The 15,027-nt window shown below is 70.3% G+C and carries 13 protein-coding genes; 7 read left to right on the top strand and 6 right to left on the bottom strand.

Annotated features, from left to right (window positions below):
* Positions 1-81 precede the first annotated feature (81 nt).
* The gene (locus J3S89_RS12035) at positions 82-513 is read left to right on the top strand and encodes an ArsC/Spx/MgsR family protein (protein WP_217927798.1); all 432 of its coding nucleotides are present in this window, start codon (positions 82-84) and stop codon (positions 511-513) included.
* 21 nt (positions 514-534) lie between these two features.
* Here J3S89_RS12035 and J3S89_RS23510 read toward each other — a convergent pair whose 3' ends face one another.
* On the bottom strand, positions 535-3,981 hold the full coding sequence (locus J3S89_RS23510) for an AsmA-like C-terminal region-containing protein (protein WP_217927797.1): 3,447 nt from the start codon (positions 3,979-3,981) through the stop codon (positions 535-537).
* Positions 3,982-4,274: 293 nt separating this feature from the next.
* Here J3S89_RS23510 and J3S89_RS12025 point away from each other — a divergent pair, with 293 nt between their 5' ends.
* The 5 genes from J3S89_RS12025 (at position 4,275) to J3S89_RS12005 (ending at position 8,212) form a co-directional block, all read left to right on the top strand.
* Entirely contained in the window at positions 4,275-4,742 is a 468-nt protein-coding gene (locus J3S89_RS12025; protein WP_217927796.1) for a peroxiredoxin, read from the top strand.
* Positions 4,743-4,816: 74 nt separating this feature from the next.
* Positions 4,817-5,221 (top strand): DUF350 domain-containing protein, encoded by a 405-nt coding sequence (locus tag J3S89_RS12020; protein WP_217927795.1) that lies wholly within the window; start codon positions 4,817-4,819, stop codon positions 5,219-5,221.
* Positions 5,222-5,261: 40 nt separating this feature from the next.
* Positions 5,262-5,696, top strand: coding sequence for a hypothetical protein (locus tag J3S89_RS12015; RefSeq protein ID WP_217927794.1), 435 nt, complete (start codon positions 5,262-5,264; stop codon positions 5,694-5,696).
* Positions 5,696-6,850 (top strand): glutathionylspermidine synthase family protein, encoded by a 1,155-nt coding sequence (locus J3S89_RS12010; RefSeq protein WP_217927793.1) that lies wholly within the window; start codon positions 5,696-5,698, stop codon positions 6,848-6,850. Before J3S89_RS12015 ends, J3S89_RS12010 begins: the two co-directional genes overlap by 1 nt.
* Positions 6,851-6,928: 78 nt before the next feature.
* Positions 6,929-8,212, top strand: coding sequence for a M23 family metallopeptidase (locus tag J3S89_RS12005; RefSeq protein ID WP_217927792.1), 1,284 nt, complete (start codon positions 6,929-6,931; stop codon positions 8,210-8,212).
* Positions 8,213-8,216: 4 nt separating this feature from the next.
* Here the strand turns inward: J3S89_RS12005 and J3S89_RS12000 are convergent, their stop codons facing one another.
* The 5 genes from J3S89_RS12000 to cobD all read right to left on the bottom strand — a co-directional run bounded on the left by J3S89_RS12000 (position 8,217) and on the right by cobD (position 13,786).
* The gene (locus tag J3S89_RS12000) at positions 8,217-9,035 is read right to left on the bottom strand and encodes an undecaprenyl-diphosphate phosphatase (RefSeq protein WP_217927791.1); all 819 of its coding nucleotides are present in this window, start codon (positions 9,033-9,035) and stop codon (positions 8,217-8,219) included.
* A 148-nt stretch (positions 9,036-9,183) separates the two neighbouring features.
* A protein-coding gene (gene prfB / locus J3S89_RS11995; RefSeq protein ID WP_217927790.1) for a peptide chain release factor 2 occupies positions 9,184-10,315 on the bottom strand; the annotation gives its coding sequence in 2 pieces (ribosomal slippage) (positions 9,184-10,245 and positions 10,247-10,315; 1,131 coding nt in all).
* A gap of 149 nt (positions 10,316-10,464) precedes the next feature.
* Positions 10,465-11,730, bottom strand: coding sequence for a methyl-accepting chemotaxis protein (locus J3S89_RS23390; RefSeq protein ID WP_274383937.1), 1,266 nt, complete (start codon positions 11,728-11,730; stop codon positions 10,465-10,467).
* A 31-nt stretch (positions 11,731-11,761) separates the two neighbouring features.
* On the bottom strand, positions 11,762-12,349 hold the full coding sequence (locus tag J3S89_RS11985) for a PAS domain-containing protein (RefSeq protein ID WP_217927789.1): 588 nt from the start codon (positions 12,347-12,349) through the stop codon (positions 11,762-11,764).
* A gap of 351 nt (positions 12,350-12,700) precedes the next feature.
* Positions 12,701-13,786 carry a threonine-phosphate decarboxylase CobD gene (gene cobD, locus J3S89_RS11980; protein ID WP_230488947.1) on the bottom strand — a complete coding sequence of 362 codons (1,086 nt, stop codon included), beginning with the start codon at positions 13,784-13,786 and terminating at the stop codon, positions 12,701-12,703.
* Here cobD and cbiB point away from each other — a divergent pair.
* On the top strand, positions 13,785-14,774 hold the full coding sequence (gene cbiB, locus J3S89_RS11975; RefSeq protein WP_217927788.1) for an adenosylcobinamide-phosphate synthase CbiB: 990 nt from the start codon (positions 13,785-13,787) through the stop codon (positions 14,772-14,774). The two genes, cobD and cbiB, sit on opposite strands and share 2 nt — an antisense overlap.
* Positions 14,775-15,027: the final 253 nt, after the last annotated feature.

Here is a 15,027-nt window from a genome sequence, read left to right as displayed (position 1 = left end):
GAAAGTGCCGAACGTTCCCTCGGCGCGGCATCGGTCTTGCTCGGCCCCGGCGCGATGGTGCGCAGTGAAGGAAAGCCGACAATGACGGTGGTGACGTTCTGGGAAAAGCCGGGGTGCGGCAACAACTCCCGGCAGAAGGCCCTGCTGGTGGCGTCCGGACACGAGGTGGAGGCGCGGAGCCTCCTCACCGAGACATGGGAGGCGGCGCGGCTGCGCTCGTTCTTCGGCGATCGGCCGGTGGCGGCGTGGTTCAACCGCGCCAGTCCGCGCGTCAAGGCGGGCGAGGTGGTGCCGGAGGCGATGGACGAGGCGGCGGCGCTGGCGGCGATGCTGGCCGATCCGCTCCTCATCCGCCGACCGCTGATGGAAGCCGACGGGCGGCGCGAGGTCGGCTTCGACACGGATCTCGTCGCCGCCTGGATCGGGCTCGCGACGCCGGCCGCGCCGATGAGCGAGGCCTGTCTCGAGGGCGAGGCGGAGCATCCCCCCTGCCCGGCGCCCGCGGAAGGATGAGGCGCGGGGCCGGAGCGCCGCTCACGGGGTGATCTTGGTCGGGCCGTCGCCGGGCATCAGCCGGGTCGGGGCGTTGGGGTCGCCGCCGCCCTGCGGCATCTCCTCGTTCTGGAACTCGAAGATGCGGCGGAAGATACCCGGGGCGACCGCCGAGAGCGGATTGATCTGGAGGATCGGATCGTCGATCGCGCCGACGACCCGGAAGGTGACGCCGACGAGACCCTCGTTGGAGCCGGCACCGGCGATCGCGCCGAGGATCGGAATGCGGCCGGCGAGATTGTTGAGGCCGTAGGCCGGAATATAGGTGCCGGAGAGCGACAGGCGTTGAGCCGCGACGTCGATCTGGCCGGTGGCGGTGGCGCCCACCGACGCGCCCTTGGCGACGCCCTCGGTGACGTCGATGATGCCGTCGTGCATGGCGAAATGGACCGAGGCGCGGTCGAAATTGGTCGAGCGATCGATCTCGGCGCGGCGGATCGGCACTTGTCGAATGCCGTCGGCGCCCTCCTTGGAGGCGGTGATGCGGCCGGCCTTGGGCTCCTCGAGGAGGTGGAAGGCGAGAAGGCGCAGCGTGCCGATCGAGGTGCCGGGTCCGTCGAGACGGGCGGAGACCGTCAGGGTGCCGCCCTGGATGCGATCGAACAGGTCGAGGAAGCTCAGCGCCGCCCCGGCATCCTCGGAGGCGACGGTGAGCCGGCGCCGGCCCGCCTCCGGACGGATCGACACCGAGAGCGGGCGGCGCGCCTGGGTGCGGGCCTTCAGCTCCAGGGCCTGGAAGGCGCCGGCGTGCCAGCGGCCGTCGATCGAGACGTCGGAGAGCGTGGTGTCGTTGAAGCCGAGCAGCGCCCCGGCGCGCAGCTTCAGGACGAGATCGGGCGTCGTCGTGTCGCCGCCGGCGGAGTTCGGCCGGCGGTTGAAGCGCAACAGGCCGCGGACGTCGAACTTGCCGCCCTCGAAGGCGATGGTGAGCGCCTTGTCGGCGCCGCGCGTCACCTTGATCTTGGCGTCGTCGCCCTTGCGCAGGGCGAATTTCGGGAAGTCGGCAGCGACGAGGTTGCGGTCCTTGTCGAGCAGCAGACTGCCGCGAATGGTCAGGCCCTCGCTCTCCAGCACGACGTTGTCGAGATGGAGCCCGCGATCGTCGTCCCAGAGATCGAAGGACGCCTTGGCCGGCACGCCGGGGCCCTTGGTCCAGCCGAGGACGGCGAGATTGAGCCGGCTCGGGGCGAGATCGGCCTCGACGTGGCTGCGGGTCTGATTGGGGTCCGGCTGCGACACCGAGAGACCGATCGCGCCCTCGACGATGCCGCCGAGATCGATGCCGAGGCGCTGGCGCGCGGCATCGTCGACCTCCATCTTGAAGTCGCGCTTCTCGGCCGTCTTGGAGCCGCCGCGCGGATCGAAGACGTGGACGTCGGTCGGCACGCCGTCGACGACGGCGCGGCCGGAGACGTCGAGGCCGCGCGGATCGGCGGTGATCTTGAACTTGCCGTCCTGGAAGCGGCGCCCCTGGATCGGCTGAGTGGCGGAGAAACCGTCGAGCTGGGCGTCGACCTTGTAGTCGATCGACTTGGCGTCGATCACCTTGTCGAAGACGACGTCGATCTGGGCGCCGACCGAGCCGGTGCCGGAGAAGCCGGTGGCGGCGATCCCGGCCTGGGAGAGCACCGCGAGCGGCTCGGCGTCGGCGATCTCGGCGAGCGCGGCGGCGTCGCCCGCGACACGGAAGCGGATCGAGCCGCGCGGCGGCTTGAAGAAGATGTCCGCGACGGAGAACTTGAGGCTCTCGAGGGTGGGCTCGCGGCCCTTGGTGGCGACGCGCCCCTTCTCCACCGCCGCCTCGAAACGGCGATCGGTCACCGAGAGATGGCCCTCGGCGGCGGTGACGGCGGGCAGATTGCCGAGGGGCGTGAAGCGCAGGCCGTCGAAGCGCGCGCCGATGCGCATGGCCTCGCCCGGCCAGGTCTCCGGCCGATCGAAGCGGGGCATCGCCAGTTGGATCCGCGTCTCGGTCAGTCTGCCGGCGGAGACGTTCTTCACGAACCAGGCGCGGGCGTCGGGCGCGACCCAATGCGGCCAGGCATGCGCCACCTCGGCGGTCGTCATCGGCGAGAACTGGAGATCCCAGGTGAGCTTCGGTTCCTCGCCGGAGAGATCGAGGCGGCCGGCCGAGCGCAGTTCGGCGGCACCGAAGCGGATCTCGCCGAGGGTCACGTCGAGGAAGGAGGTGGTCGGATCGAAGGAGCCGGTCAGGCCGCCGCCCTTGATCGGCACCGCCGGCCCGGCGACGTCGCGCGGCTTCAGGGCGCCCTCGTCGATGGCGAGGGCGAAGCCCCAGGGGCCGGTCGCGACCGGCGGCGGCATGATGCGCCCATGGAGCGCGCCGTGGGTCTCGCCGACCGAGACGGCGAGCTGTTCCAGCGCGAAGACCCGCTCCTTCGGGTTCCAGGCGGCGCGCGCGGTCAGTTCGTCGAGCAGGATCTGGTCTTCCGGCATCTGACCGAAGCGGAAGAGACCGGCGCCGAGGCGCAGATCGAGGTCGGCGCCGTCGAAATGGCCGCCCGGCGCGAAGCCGAGCACGAGGCGTGGGTAGAACGGCACCCCGAGCGCGAAGGCGGGACCGCCGGGGCCGATCAGATCGGGGAGCGTCACGTCCTCGGCGGAAAAGCGCAGACGGCGGCCGCCGTCCTCGCGGATGGTGCGGGTCAGCCGCATCGACCAGCGCCCGACGTCGCCGCGCGCGGAGATGCCGGCATCGAATTCGCCGGCCGGGCCGTCGACGACGCCGTCGGCGTCGATCTCGACGAAATGGACCTGCCGCTCGATGCCGGTGGCGCCGACGTGATGCACGTCGATGCGCCCGCCGCGCAGCTGGAAGGTCTCGAAACCCTGATCGTGGGCGAGCGCCACGGCGCGTTCGATCACCGCGTCGACCGATTCCGCCAGACGGGTCGACACCGGGGCCGGCGGCGCGCCCGTGGCGGGCGCCGTGCCGGGCTCGACGCGTTCGGCCGGCGTCGGCACGCCGCCCTCGCCGCGCTCGCGCAACTCGGCGGTGTCGACGGAGAGGCGCGGCTCTTGGATCTCGACGGCGCGGGGCTGGACCCGGCCGATCAGCAACGGCAACAGGCGCAGGCGCACCACGAGGCGGGGCAGATCGAGCCGGAGCGCGGTGTCGCGCTCGACGGCGATGTCGCTGAGCGCCACCGAGAGACCGGCCGACCACGACCAGTCGAGCCCGGCGCCGGCGACGCGGGCGGTCGAGCCGGGGCCGCCGAGTTCGGCCAGCGCGCGCTCGGCGGCGCGGGCGGCGGCCTCGGTCTCGAAGGGGCCGCGCGCCAGAACGAGGAGGGCGGCGAGCGTGGTGAGGACGACGAGGAGCGTGCCGATGCCGCAGCTCCAGGCGGCGAAGAGGCCGCATCTGGTCAGGAAGCGACGACCCGATCGACGCGGGAGAGCGCACGCCACGGCATTGTCGTCGGCCCGATCCTGCACCTGTCCCGTTCTTTCCCTTCCGGTCGGCCCGAGGCCGACGTCTCTCATCATTCGGATCGCCTTCACGACGAATCGATCCGGATCACACGCCACGGTTCGCGCCGGGGTACACGCTTTCGCGCTCCCGGTCGAACGCGGGCGGCCGCCGAGGCGACGCGAACCGCTTGGCGGGCGCGGGCGTCGCGTCTAGGCTCGCTCTCCCGAACCCGACCCCGCGCTCGCGCGCCCCTCCGAGACCATCTCTTCGAGACGAAAGGAAGGCAGACATGGCCCTCTCCATCGGCGATCTCGCCCCCGACTTCACGCTGGCCGGCGATCGCGGCGAAATCCGCCTGTCGGCGCTGCGCGGGCGGCCCGTCGTCGTCTATTTCTACCCGAAGGACGACACCTCGGGCTGCACCAGGGAGGCGATCGCCTTCACCGAGCTGCTGCCCGAATTCGAGAAGCGCAACGCCGTGGTGATCGGCATCTCGCCCGACGGCGTCACCGCGCACGCGAAGTTCCGCGCCAAGCACGAACTCGGCGTCGAACTCGGCTCCGATCCGGAAAAGGCAGTGCTCGAGGCCTATGGCGTGTGGGTCGAGAAGTCGATGTACGGCCGCAAGTACATGGGCGTGGAACGAGCCACCCATCTCGTCGACGCGAACGGCAAGATCGCCGCGATCTGGCGCAAGGTGAAGGTCGCCGGTCATGCCGAGGCGGTGCTCGCCGCCGTCGACGCGCTTCCCGCCTGATCGGCGGCGCCGGCGGACGCGATTTCGCGTAATCTGAGGAGATCCGGGGATTCGTCCCCCACGCGGAGTGACCGATGCCGCCCTTTGCTTCCGCCGTTCTCGCCTTTCTCGGTTGGCTGATGACGGCGGCCGGGTTCACCGCGCTGTTCCTGGCGGTCTACACGCGGCTGACGCCGCATCGCGAATTCGATCTGATCGTGCGCGAGCGCAACGCCGCCGCCGCGGTGGCGCTCGGGGGGAGCCTCCTCGGCTTCGCCGTGCCGCTGGCGCGGGCGATGGCGCAATCGGTCTCGATCGTCGAATTCGTGGTGTGGGCCGTCGTCGCCTTCGTCGTGCAGTTCGCCGCCTATGGGCTCGCCCGCTTCGCCCACCCCGGCCTCTCCGAGGCGATCGAGGCGAACGCGCTCTCGGCGGCGATCTGGCTCGGCGCGGTGTCGCTGACCGCCGGCCTCCTCTCCGCCGCCGCCATGACGGGGTGAGGCGATGGTCGAGCGACGCCCCTTCGGTCGACGTGGGACGGTGCCCGATCCCGGCGCGGCGCCAGAGCCGCGCGCCGTGGGGCCGAAGCCGCCCTCCTCGCTCCTGCCCGACGGCGCCGCCATGGTGGCGCGGGCGCGCAAGCGCACGCTCGGCCTCTCGCTCGCCACCGCCGGGGCGCTGACCGCCGCCGGCCTGTGGTTCGCAGAGAGCGGCAAGCGGACTTGCGTCGACGATCCGACGACGCCGACGGTCGACGAATCGAAGATCGGCGACTGCGCGACGACGCGCCGTCATTCCGGCGGCCACCCGTGGCTCGGGCATTGGTTCTGGCGCGGCGGCGGGTCGAGCTGGAGCGGCTCGTCGTTTCGCGCCGCGCCGACGGCGGGGCCGGTCGCCTCCGGCCCGGTGAAGAGCACGGCGACGCGCGGCGGGTTCGGCTCGATCGGGTCGTTCCACCTCTTCGGAGGCTCGTGATGCGCCGGCGCCGCGACATCCCACGGGCGGACGCCGCCGAGCGCCATGCGGCGATCGGCTTCGGTTTCGCCGAGATCGGCGGCGAGCCCTATTGGGACGAGACCGCCCATTGGGAGTTCACGCTTCGGGAGATCGAGGGCGGGATCGAGGATCCGACCACCGATCTCTGGGCGCTCTGCCTCGATCTGGTCGACCGGGTGATCGCCGACGAGAAGCGGCTCGCCCGGCTGAGGATCCCCGAGCACGCCTGGGACCGGATCGCCGCGAGCCGGCGGGCGGGCGAACCCTCACTCTACGGTCGGTTCGACCTCTCCTGGGACGGGCACGGGCCGGCGAAGCTGCTCGAATTCAACGCCGACACGCCGACGAGCCTCTTCGAGAGCGCGGTCGTGCAATGGACCTGGCTCGAGGACGGGCTCGCGCGCGGCACGCTGCCGGCCGGCGCCGACCAGTTCAACTCGATCCACGAGCGGCTGATCGCCCGCCTCCCCGAGGTCGCGGCGGGCTCGCGGCTCCACCTGACCGCGATGACGGTCTCGCCGGAGGACACCGGCACGGTCGCCTATCTCGCCGACTGCGCCGTGGCGGCCGGGCTCGAGGCGGAGATCCTCGACGTCGCCGACATCGGGCTTCTCGACGATCGCTTCGTCGACCTCGACGAGCGGCCGATCGAAACCCTGTTCAAGCTCTACCCCTGGGAATGGCTGTTCGCGGAGGATTTCGGCCGCTCACCGGCGATGGCGCGGACGCGATTCGTCGAGCCGGCGTGGAAGGCGATCCTGGCGAACAAGGGCGCGATGGCGATGTTGTGGGATCTCGCCCCCGGCCATCCCAACCTGTTGCCGACCTTCTTCGACGACGATCCCCGCCGCGACGGCCTCTCCTCCCATGCGATCAAGCCGCTGTTCTCGCGCGAGGGCGGCAACGTGATGCTGGTCGATCGGGGCCGCCTCCTCGCCCGTTCCGAGGGCAGCTACGGGGCGGAAGGCAGCGTCGTGCAGCAATTGGCGCCGCTCGCGAACGTCGACGGCAACCACATGGTGATCGGCAGCTGGATCGTCGGCGACGCCGCCTGCGGGATCGGCCTGCGCGAGGACGCCGGGCCGATCACCACCGATCGATCGCGCTTTCTTCCCCATGTGATCGTGGGATGAACGCCTCTTCGGGAAGCAATTCTTAACCCTAACGAAGTGTAATCGTCTCGACACAAGAGCCGCCGAGGCCCGTTCGAGATGACCCCTTCGGAAGACAGATCGCGCAGCTTCGGCCGCCGCTCCGACCTCCACCGCATCACCATCGTCCACGGCGATCGGGTGCGCGCCTTTCACGTCGACACCGGCCGCTTGGCCGCGGTCGGCGCGGTGGTCGGGGTCTTCGCCCTCGCCTATCTCGGGGCAACCGGCTACCTGTTCTTCCGCGACGACATTCTGGCGGATTCTCTGACCCGGCAGGTCCGGATGGAGCGGGTCTACGAGGACCGCGTGGCGGCGCTCAGGGCCGAGATCGACCGGATCAACGGCCGCCGCCTGATCGATCAGGACGCCTTCGAGGCCAAGGTCGACACGCTGATGGACCGGCAGGCGAAGCTGGTCGCCGCCCAGGCCAAATTCTCCGGTCTCGTCGCCAAGGTCGGCGAACTGGGGTTGCCGCTGCCCTCGACCAAGGGACCGGCGATCACGCCGATCGGCACGCCGATGGCGCCCGCCGTGGCGCCGATCGCTCCGGCGCCGCTCGACACCGACCGTTTCGCGACGCCGCTGCGCAGTTCCTGGCTGATCCCCTTCACCGGCCGCGCCCAGGCGGCGGAGACCGACGGCGATCCGGCGGTACGAATCGCGGCGGCGGAGCATTCGATCGATCAGTTCGAGCACCGGCAGGCGGCGGCGCTGGCCGGGCTCGCCGATCTCGCCGAGAGCCGCGGCAAGTCGTGGACCCGGGCGCTCGCCAAGGTCGGCTTCCGCGTGAACGATCCTCATCCCCTGCCCTCCCCTCGCCCGAGCGGCGAGGCGGTCGGCGGCCCCTTCGTGCCGGCGCCGTTGGACGCGCTCTCGCGCGCCGACGCGGCGCTGGCGCGGCTCGCGGGGATCCGGGCGGTCGCCCGCCGGCTGCCGCTGGCGCGTCCGCTCGACGGCGAGCGGGTGATCACCTCCGAATTCGGCGTGCGCTCCGATCCGTTCCTCGGCATCGGCGCCATGCATACGGGGCTCGACTTTCGCGCCGAGACCGGCGATCCCGTCCGCGTGACCGGCCCCGGCACGGTGATCGCCTCGGGTCGCCAGGGCGGCTACGGGCTCTGCGTCGACGTCGATCACGGCAACGGGGTCGTCACCCGCTACGGCCACATGTCGAGCCTCTCGGTCTCGGTCGGCGAGAAGCTGAAGACCGGCGACACGGTCGGGCTCGCCGGCTCCACCGGACGTTCGACCGGGCCGCATCTCCACTACGAGACGCGGGTGGCGGGCGAGCCGGTCGATCCGCACGACTGGCTCGACGCCGGCAAGACTCTCGGGTTCTGAAGCGTCAGGCGACGAGCGGCCAGATGCCGTACCAGGCGAAGAGCAGCGCGCCGAAGCCGATCCGGTACCAGGCGAAGACGCTCAAGGTGTGATGCGCCACGTAGCGGATCAGGAACTTGACCACGATCAGCGCCGAGACGAAGGCGACGACGAAGCCGACGCCGATCGCCGCGATCTCCCGGGCGTCGAGATGGGCGCCGTTCTTGGCGAGATCGAGCACCGTGGCGCCGAGCATGGTCGGGATCGCCAGGAAGAACGAGAATTCGGTCGCCGCCGAGCGCGACATGCCGCCGAGCATGCCGCCGATGATGGTGGCGCCGGAGCGCGAGATGCCCGGGATCATCGAAACCACCTGAGCGACGCCGACGGCGAGCGCCTGTCTCCAGGTGATGCGATCGGCGACCTCGGTGGTGACGGTGTGCTCGCGTTCCTCGACCCAGAGGATGATCAGGCCGCCGACCATCAGCGTGATCGCGACGATCACCGGCTTGAAGAGATAGGCCTTGATCAGTTTGAGCGCCACGAAGCCGATCACGGCGGAGGGCAGGAACGCCACGATCACCGCGCCGGCGAACATCAGCGCCGCTCGCTCGCGCCGCAGAACGCCACCGATGAGCGTCAGGATCTTCTCGCGATAGAGCCAGCACACCGCGAGGATCGCGCCGAGCTGGATCACCACCTCGAACACCTTGCCGGATCCCGAATCGAAGTTCAGCAGATCGTCGGTGAGGATGAGATGGCCGGTCGAGGAGACCGGCAGAAACTCGGTCAGGCCTTCGACGACGCCGAGGACAGCGGCCTTGAGGAGGTAGATCAGATCCATCGGACGGGGTCCTCGACGTGCGGACGGGCGGGGCGATGCGGTTCGCGAGGCTTCGCCGCATCATCCTGACGGCGGCCCCGTTGCGCTGCGACATCGGCATGAGAAGATGGCAGACGCGAGAGGGGCGCTCGCGGCGCCCCTCTCCTCGTCAGTCGATGTCCTCGACGACGGCGGTCGCCGCGCCTTTGACGCGGGCGGCGAGCGAGGCCTCCATGAAGGCGTCGAGATCGCCGTCCAGCACCTTGGCCGGATCGGTGGTCTGCACGCCGGTGCGCAGATCCTTGACCATCTGGTAGGGCTGGAGGACGTAGGAGCGGATCTGGTGGCCCCAGCCGATCTCCGTCTTGGCGGCGGCCTCGGCGCTGGCCTTCTCCTCGCGCTTCTGCAGCTCGGCCTCGTAGAGGCGCGACTTCAGCATGTCCCACGCCTTGGCGCGGTTCTTGTGCTGCGAGCGCTCGGCCTGACAGGCGACCGCGATGCCGGTCGGAATGTGGGTCAGGCGCACGGCCGAGTCGGTCGTGTTGACGTGCTGACCACCGGCGCCCGACGAGCGGTAGGTGTCGACGCGCACGTCCGATTCCGGGATGACGATGTTGATCGAGTCGTCGACCACCGGATAGACCCAGGCCGAGGCGAAGGACGTGTGGCGGCGCGCCGCCGAATCGAAGGGCGAGATGCGCACGAGGCGATGCACGCCGGATTCGGTCTTGAGCCAGCCGTAGGCGTTGAGGCCCTTGATGATGTAGGTGACGGACTTGAGGCCCGCCTCTTCACCCTCGGAGGCTTCCACCGCCTCGACCTTGTAGCCGCGACGCTCCGCCCAACGCACGTACATGCGCGCCAGCATCTGCGCCCAGTCCTGGGACTCGGTGCCGCCGGCGCCGGCGTGGATTTCCAGATAGGTGTCGTTGCCGTCGGCCTCGCCGGAGAGCAGAGCCTCGACCTGCCGCTTGGCGACGTCGTGGCCGAGCTGCTTCAGAGCCTCCTCGGCCTCGGCGACGACGGTTTCGTCGTCCTCCATCTCGCCGAGTTCGAGCAGACCGACGTTGTCGTCGAGGTCGCGGCGGATGCTCTGGACGATGTCGACCGACTTCGACAGCTGATCGCGTTCACGCATCAGCTTCTGAGCGTTGGTCGGGTCGTTCCACAGATCGGGGCTTTCGGAGAGCGCGTTCAGCTCGTCCAGTCGTTTGAGCGCGACATCCCAGTCAAAGATGCCTCCTCAGCAGGCTGAGCGCCTGCTCGATCTCGTCCACGACGGACTGGATCTCTGCCTTCATCGGATTGTCCTCGACGAATCTCGGGGCGAGGCACGGTCGCGCCTCGCGGGTCGGGGGCGGACCATAGCGACGGGTCGGGGCGAAGTAAACGCCGCCCGGGCGAAACACGAACGCCGCCCGAAGGCGGCGTTCGACCGAAACGGACGCTCTCAGGCGGCGACGCGCCGACCGCCGGCGACGTCGCGGGCGCGATCGAGGAAGGCGCGGACGGAATGGCGCAGCCGTTCGGTCTGGTCGGCGAGATCGCCGGAGGCATGGGCCACCTCCCCGGCGGCGCGGCCGGTGGCGCCGGCAGCGGCGGCGACGTTGCCGACGTTGGCGGAGACGTCGTCGGTCGCGGTGGAGGCCATCTGCATCGAGCGGGCGATCTCCTGGGTGGCGGTGGTCTGTTCCTGAACGGCGGCGGAAATCGCGTTCGCCGCGGTGGCGATCTCGGCGACGATCTCGGTGATGCCGTCGATCGAGGCCATGCAGCGGCGGGCGCGATCCTCGACCGCCTGGATGCGTTCGGCGATCTGCTCGGTGGCCGAGGCGGTCTGGCCGGCGAGCGCCTTGACCTCGGTCGCGACGACGCCGAAACCGCGACCGGCCTCGCCCGCGCGCGCCGCCTCGATGGTGGCGTTGAGGGCGAGGAGCTTGGTCTGTTCGGCGACCGAGCGGATCAGATCGACCACGCCGACGATGTCGGCGACGGCGCCGGAGAGGTCGCCGATCGCCTCGCGGCTCTCCTCGACCCGGTGGCCGGCGTGCCGCGAGATGGTGAGCGCCAGTTCCGACTGGCGGGCGATGTCCTCGACCGAGGCGGTCAGTTCCTCGGTCGCGGCGGCGACGGTGGCGACGGTCACCGAGGTCTCCTCGGCGGAGGCGCCGATGGTGGTGGAGCGGTGCTCGGTATCGGTCGCGGTGTCGCGCATGGTGCCGGCGGAGCGCGCGAGGCTCTCCACCGCCTCGCCGAGCGACAGGGTGACGCCACCGACGGTCGTCTCGAACTCGCCCATCACCCGGGAGAAGCCGTCGAGACGCGAGGCGATGGTCGTGACCGCCTCGTTCATCACCTGCGAGGCGCGGCCGAAGGTGCCGACCATGCCGCGCTCGACGATGCGGCGATGGTGCCGGCCGTCGCGGACGCAGGCGAGCGTCGCCCGCGCCTCGCGCACGAAGGCGTCGGAGACGTCGAGGAGGCGATTGGCGTCGCGGGCGAGGACCGCCAATTCGCCGCCCTCGGCGAGCAGGACGACGCGGCTCTCGAGATCGCCGGCGGCCGCCGCCCGCATCACCCCGGAGACCTGATCGATCGAGCGGCGAGCGTGGCGCACGAAGACGAAGGCGAGCACCGCGAGCGTGCACAGGAACACCATCGCGGCGGCGTCGCGCGGACGCAGCTCGACGGCGGTGTGCAGGACGGTGCCGATCATCAGCAGGACGCTGATCGCGCCCAGCGCCCACTCAGCGCGTGAGAGAGAAGACGAATTCATCATAGCTCACGCCCTCGGCACGCAAGTGATCGGTCAAGTGGTCGAAACTGCGGGAGAGACCGGCGGCGCGATCGCCGGCGCGGCTCTCGATCGCCTTCAGCTCGGCATAGAGCGGCTGGATCACGCGAAGCGCCCGGGCCTCGGGCACACGGCGGTTGGAGTGGTATCCGGCGATGCCGCCGTCGCGGGTGAAGGTCGGCGTGACATGGGCGAAGACCCAATAGTGATCGCCGTTGGAGGACATGTTGAGGACATAGGCGAAGATCTCCTCGCCCGCCGCGATCGTCTCCCACAGGAGCTTGAAGACCGCGCGGGGCATGTCGGGATGACGGATCACCGAATGGGGCGCACCGATCGCCTGTCGCTCGGTCATGCCGGCGAGGTCGAGGAACACTTCGTTGGCGTAGGTGATGATGCCTTTGGCGTCGGTCTTCGAGACGATCACGTCGTCGGGGGAGAAGGTGCGCTCGACCCCGGACGGATGAACGGTCGAGGCGAATTTCTGCCGGGCCGGACCGCCGGACACCGCCCGCTTCGGACCGAGGAAGGGAAACTGCATGGGGCCCTCCGCCGCATTCTCACTGCGCGGAGACTGCCCATCGCCGATGAATAAAATGATAACGGATTCCGCTACGTCATATTCGTATTGAACCGTATGCGATGCAACTTCGAGCGTATCCGTGGCCACCCAGTCGCGTCCATCATCCTCCCTTATGATTCACGACTTCATGCTTTGAAATGTTTCTGGCAGCGTCTTCATCGATCAGAGGCAGCGTGAGCCGACAACCCGATCATCGATGAATATTGTACTTCATCAACCTTCCGGACTTCGAGTAACCTCGGCTTCGATCAGAGATTGATCGACTGGAATTTACCCTACGTCACATATCGACTTCGGCGCGAGCGCGGTTCATCCCGCGATCCCGGCGTCTCGGCGCGCGAGATCTTCGAGGGCTTCGGCGAGACGGCGCCATTCGGCCACGTCGCCGGGGAGGCCGAAGCGCAGGAGACGCGGGTCGTGGGGGAAACGGCGGAGGTGAATACCGGCCCGCGCCAAGCCTTCGGCGAGACGCGCCGCATCTTCCGAACGGGCGAGACGAAAGAGCGGGGTTCCGCCGATCACGGTCAGGCCGGCGCGCATGAGCAGGGCATCGAGGCGGGCGGCGTCGACGGCCGTACGGGCGCGGGCGGCCTCGAGCCAGAGGCGATCGGCGAGCGCGGCGCGGCCGATCGCCAGCGCCGGGCCCGAGAGAGCCCAGGGGCCGAAGGCGTTCCGCATCGCCGCCGCGAAGGCGGCATCGGCGGCGACGAAACCGAGGCGGAGCCCGGCGAGGCCCCAGGTCTTGCCGAAGGAGCGCAGCACGACCGCCCCGGCGAGCGGCAGGCGCGGCGCGAGGCTCGCGCCATCGGGTAGGATGTCGACGAAGGCCTCGTCGACGACGAGACGGCGGCCGGTCGCGCCCATGTCGAGGGCCAGCGCGGCGAGCCGTTCGGGCGGCACGAGGCGGCCGTCGGGATTGTTGGGATTGACCAGGAGGCCGACGTCGAAGCGGGCGAGATCCTCCAGCCGTTCGACCACGGTCACGGTCCGGCCGGCGGCGCGCCAGACGTGGGCGTGTTCCTGATAGGTGAAGCCGAGGATGCCGACGGTGGCGCCCGAGAGGAGACGCGGCAGCATCTGGATCGCGGCTTGGGTCCCGGGCACGGCGGCGAGATCGGCGGGATCGTGCAGGCCGAAGGCCGTCGCCGCGACGGCCTCCAGCGCGGCGACGTCGGCCGGTTCGGGCAGGCGCGTCCAGGCCTCGGGGGGGAGCGCGGGCACCGGCCAGGCGACGGGGTCGATGCCGGTGGAGAGATCGATCCAAGGCGTCGGGGCGCCGGGATGGGCGGCGCGCGCTTGCGCGAGGTTGCCGCCGTGATAGACCGGGCTCGCCGCGCCGGCCGGCGTCTCGCCCCTCGGCCCCGTCCCCATTTCGCTCACTTGCGGATCACTCATGTCGCTTGTTCCCTCGCCCGGCTCGTCGCTCGCGGTGGCGCTGATCGCGCTGGCGATCGAGGCGGCGGTCGGTTGGCCCGCCCCTCTCTACGCCGCCATCGGCCATCCCGTCACCTGGATCGGTCGACTGATCGGCGCGCTCGATCGTCGCCTCAATCGCGAGGACGAGCCCTTCGCGCGGCGGAAGGCCGCCGGCGTCGGAGCGCTGGCGATCCTGCTCGGGGTCGTCGGCGGGCTCGCCTGGGGGGTGCAGGCGCTGCTTCTCTCGCTGCTGCCGAGCCTCTTCGGTGTCCTGGCCGTCGGAGCGCTGGCGGCGAGCCTGCCGGCGCAGCGCAGCCTCGACACCCATGTCGGCGCCGTCGCCGACGGGCTCGCGGCGAGCCTCGAGGAGGGGCGACGGGCGGTGTCGATGATCGTCGGGCGCGACCCGAGCGTGCTCGACGAGGGCGGCGTCGCGCGCGCGGCGATCGAGAGCCTCGCCGAGAATTTCTCCGACGGGATCGTGGCGCCGCTCTTCTGGACCGCCGTCGGCGGGCTTCCGGGCGGGGCGCTCTACAAGGCCGCCAACACCGCCGACAGCATGATCGGCCATCGCACTCCGCGCCACGAGGCCTTCGGCTGGGCGGCGGCGCGGTTCGACGATCTCGTCAATCTGCCGGCCTCGCGCCTCTCGGCGCTGTGGCTGATCGCCGCCGCCGCGCTGACGCCGGGCGCCTCGCCGCGCGCGGCGATCGCCGCGATCCGCCGTGACGCGAAGGCGCATCGCTCCCCCAACGCCGGCTGGCCGGAAGCGGCGATGGCCGGCGCGCTCGGCCTCGCGCTGGCGGGGCCGCGCGTCTACCACGGCGAGATCTACGACGGCGCCTACATGGGCGACGGCCGCCGCGACCTCGGCCCCGGCGACATCCGCCGCGCGCTCCGCCTCTATCGCACGGCGCTGATGGTGCAGGCGGCGGTGTTGGTGGTGATCGCGGCGCTGGTGGTGTGAGGGGCGGGACCGGGGGATTTCGAGGACGGGGATCCGGTTCGAGTATTTGAAATGTGCGAGCGGTGCTCGCCCTCATGTCGCCGAAGTACGTCGCATGTGGGAACTCTTCAACGACCGCATTGCGCCGATTCTGTTGAAAAACTCAGGCGTTGCGCCGAGCGTCGATCACTGATTCACTCGTGTCACGGCGGCAGGAGTGAAGTCGATGATGGGCGATCGGCAAGTCGTTCAAGACTCCCTGTTCTACGAGTTC

It is taken from the genome of Pinisolibacter aquiterrae (genome assembly GCF_019160155.1).
Taxonomy (GTDB): domain Bacteria; phylum Pseudomonadota; class Alphaproteobacteria; order Rhizobiales; family Ancalomicrobiaceae; genus Pinisolibacter; species Pinisolibacter aquiterrae.
The sequence above is the reverse complement of the archived record's forward strand: the minus strand, read 5'-3'. Positions and strand labels throughout refer to the sequence as shown.

What these genes read in the sequence shown, in the direction of transcription:
- J3S89_RS12025 (WP_217927796.1), top strand. Translation starts at nt 4,275, where the DNA reads ATGGCCCTCTCCATCGGCGATCTCGCCCCCGACTTCACGCTGGCCGGC.
- J3S89_RS12020 (WP_217927795.1), top strand. Translation starts at nt 4,817, where the DNA reads ATGCCGCCCTTTGCTTCCGCCGTTCTCGCCTTTCTCGGTTGGCTGATG.
- cobD (WP_230488947.1), bottom strand. Translation starts at nt 13,786, where the DNA reads ATGAGTGATCCGCAAGTGAGCGAAATGGGGACGGGGCCGAGGGGCGAG.
- J3S89_RS11985 (WP_217927789.1), bottom strand. Translation starts at nt 12,349, where the DNA reads ATGCAGTTTCCCTTCCTCGGTCCGAAGCGGGCGGTGTCCGGCGGTCCG.
- J3S89_RS23390 (WP_274383937.1), bottom strand. Translation starts at nt 11,730, where the DNA reads ATGATCGGCACCGTCCTGCACACCGCCGTCGAGCTGCGTCCGCGCGAC.
- J3S89_RS12010 (WP_217927793.1), top strand. Translation starts at nt 5,696, where the DNA reads ATGCGCCGGCGCCGCGACATCCCACGGGCGGACGCCGCCGAGCGCCAT.
- J3S89_RS12035 (WP_217927798.1), top strand. Translation starts at nt 82, where the DNA reads ATGACGGTGGTGACGTTCTGGGAAAAGCCGGGGTGCGGCAACAACTCC.
- J3S89_RS12005 (WP_217927792.1), top strand. Translation starts at nt 6,929, where the DNA reads ATGACCCCTTCGGAAGACAGATCGCGCAGCTTCGGCCGCCGCTCCGAC.
- cbiB (WP_217927788.1), top strand. Translation starts at nt 13,785, where the DNA reads ATGTCGCTTGTTCCCTCGCCCGGCTCGTCGCTCGCGGTGGCGCTGATC.
- J3S89_RS12000 (WP_217927791.1), bottom strand. Translation starts at nt 9,035, where the DNA reads ATGGATCTGATCTACCTCCTCAAGGCCGCTGTCCTCGGCGTCGTCGAA.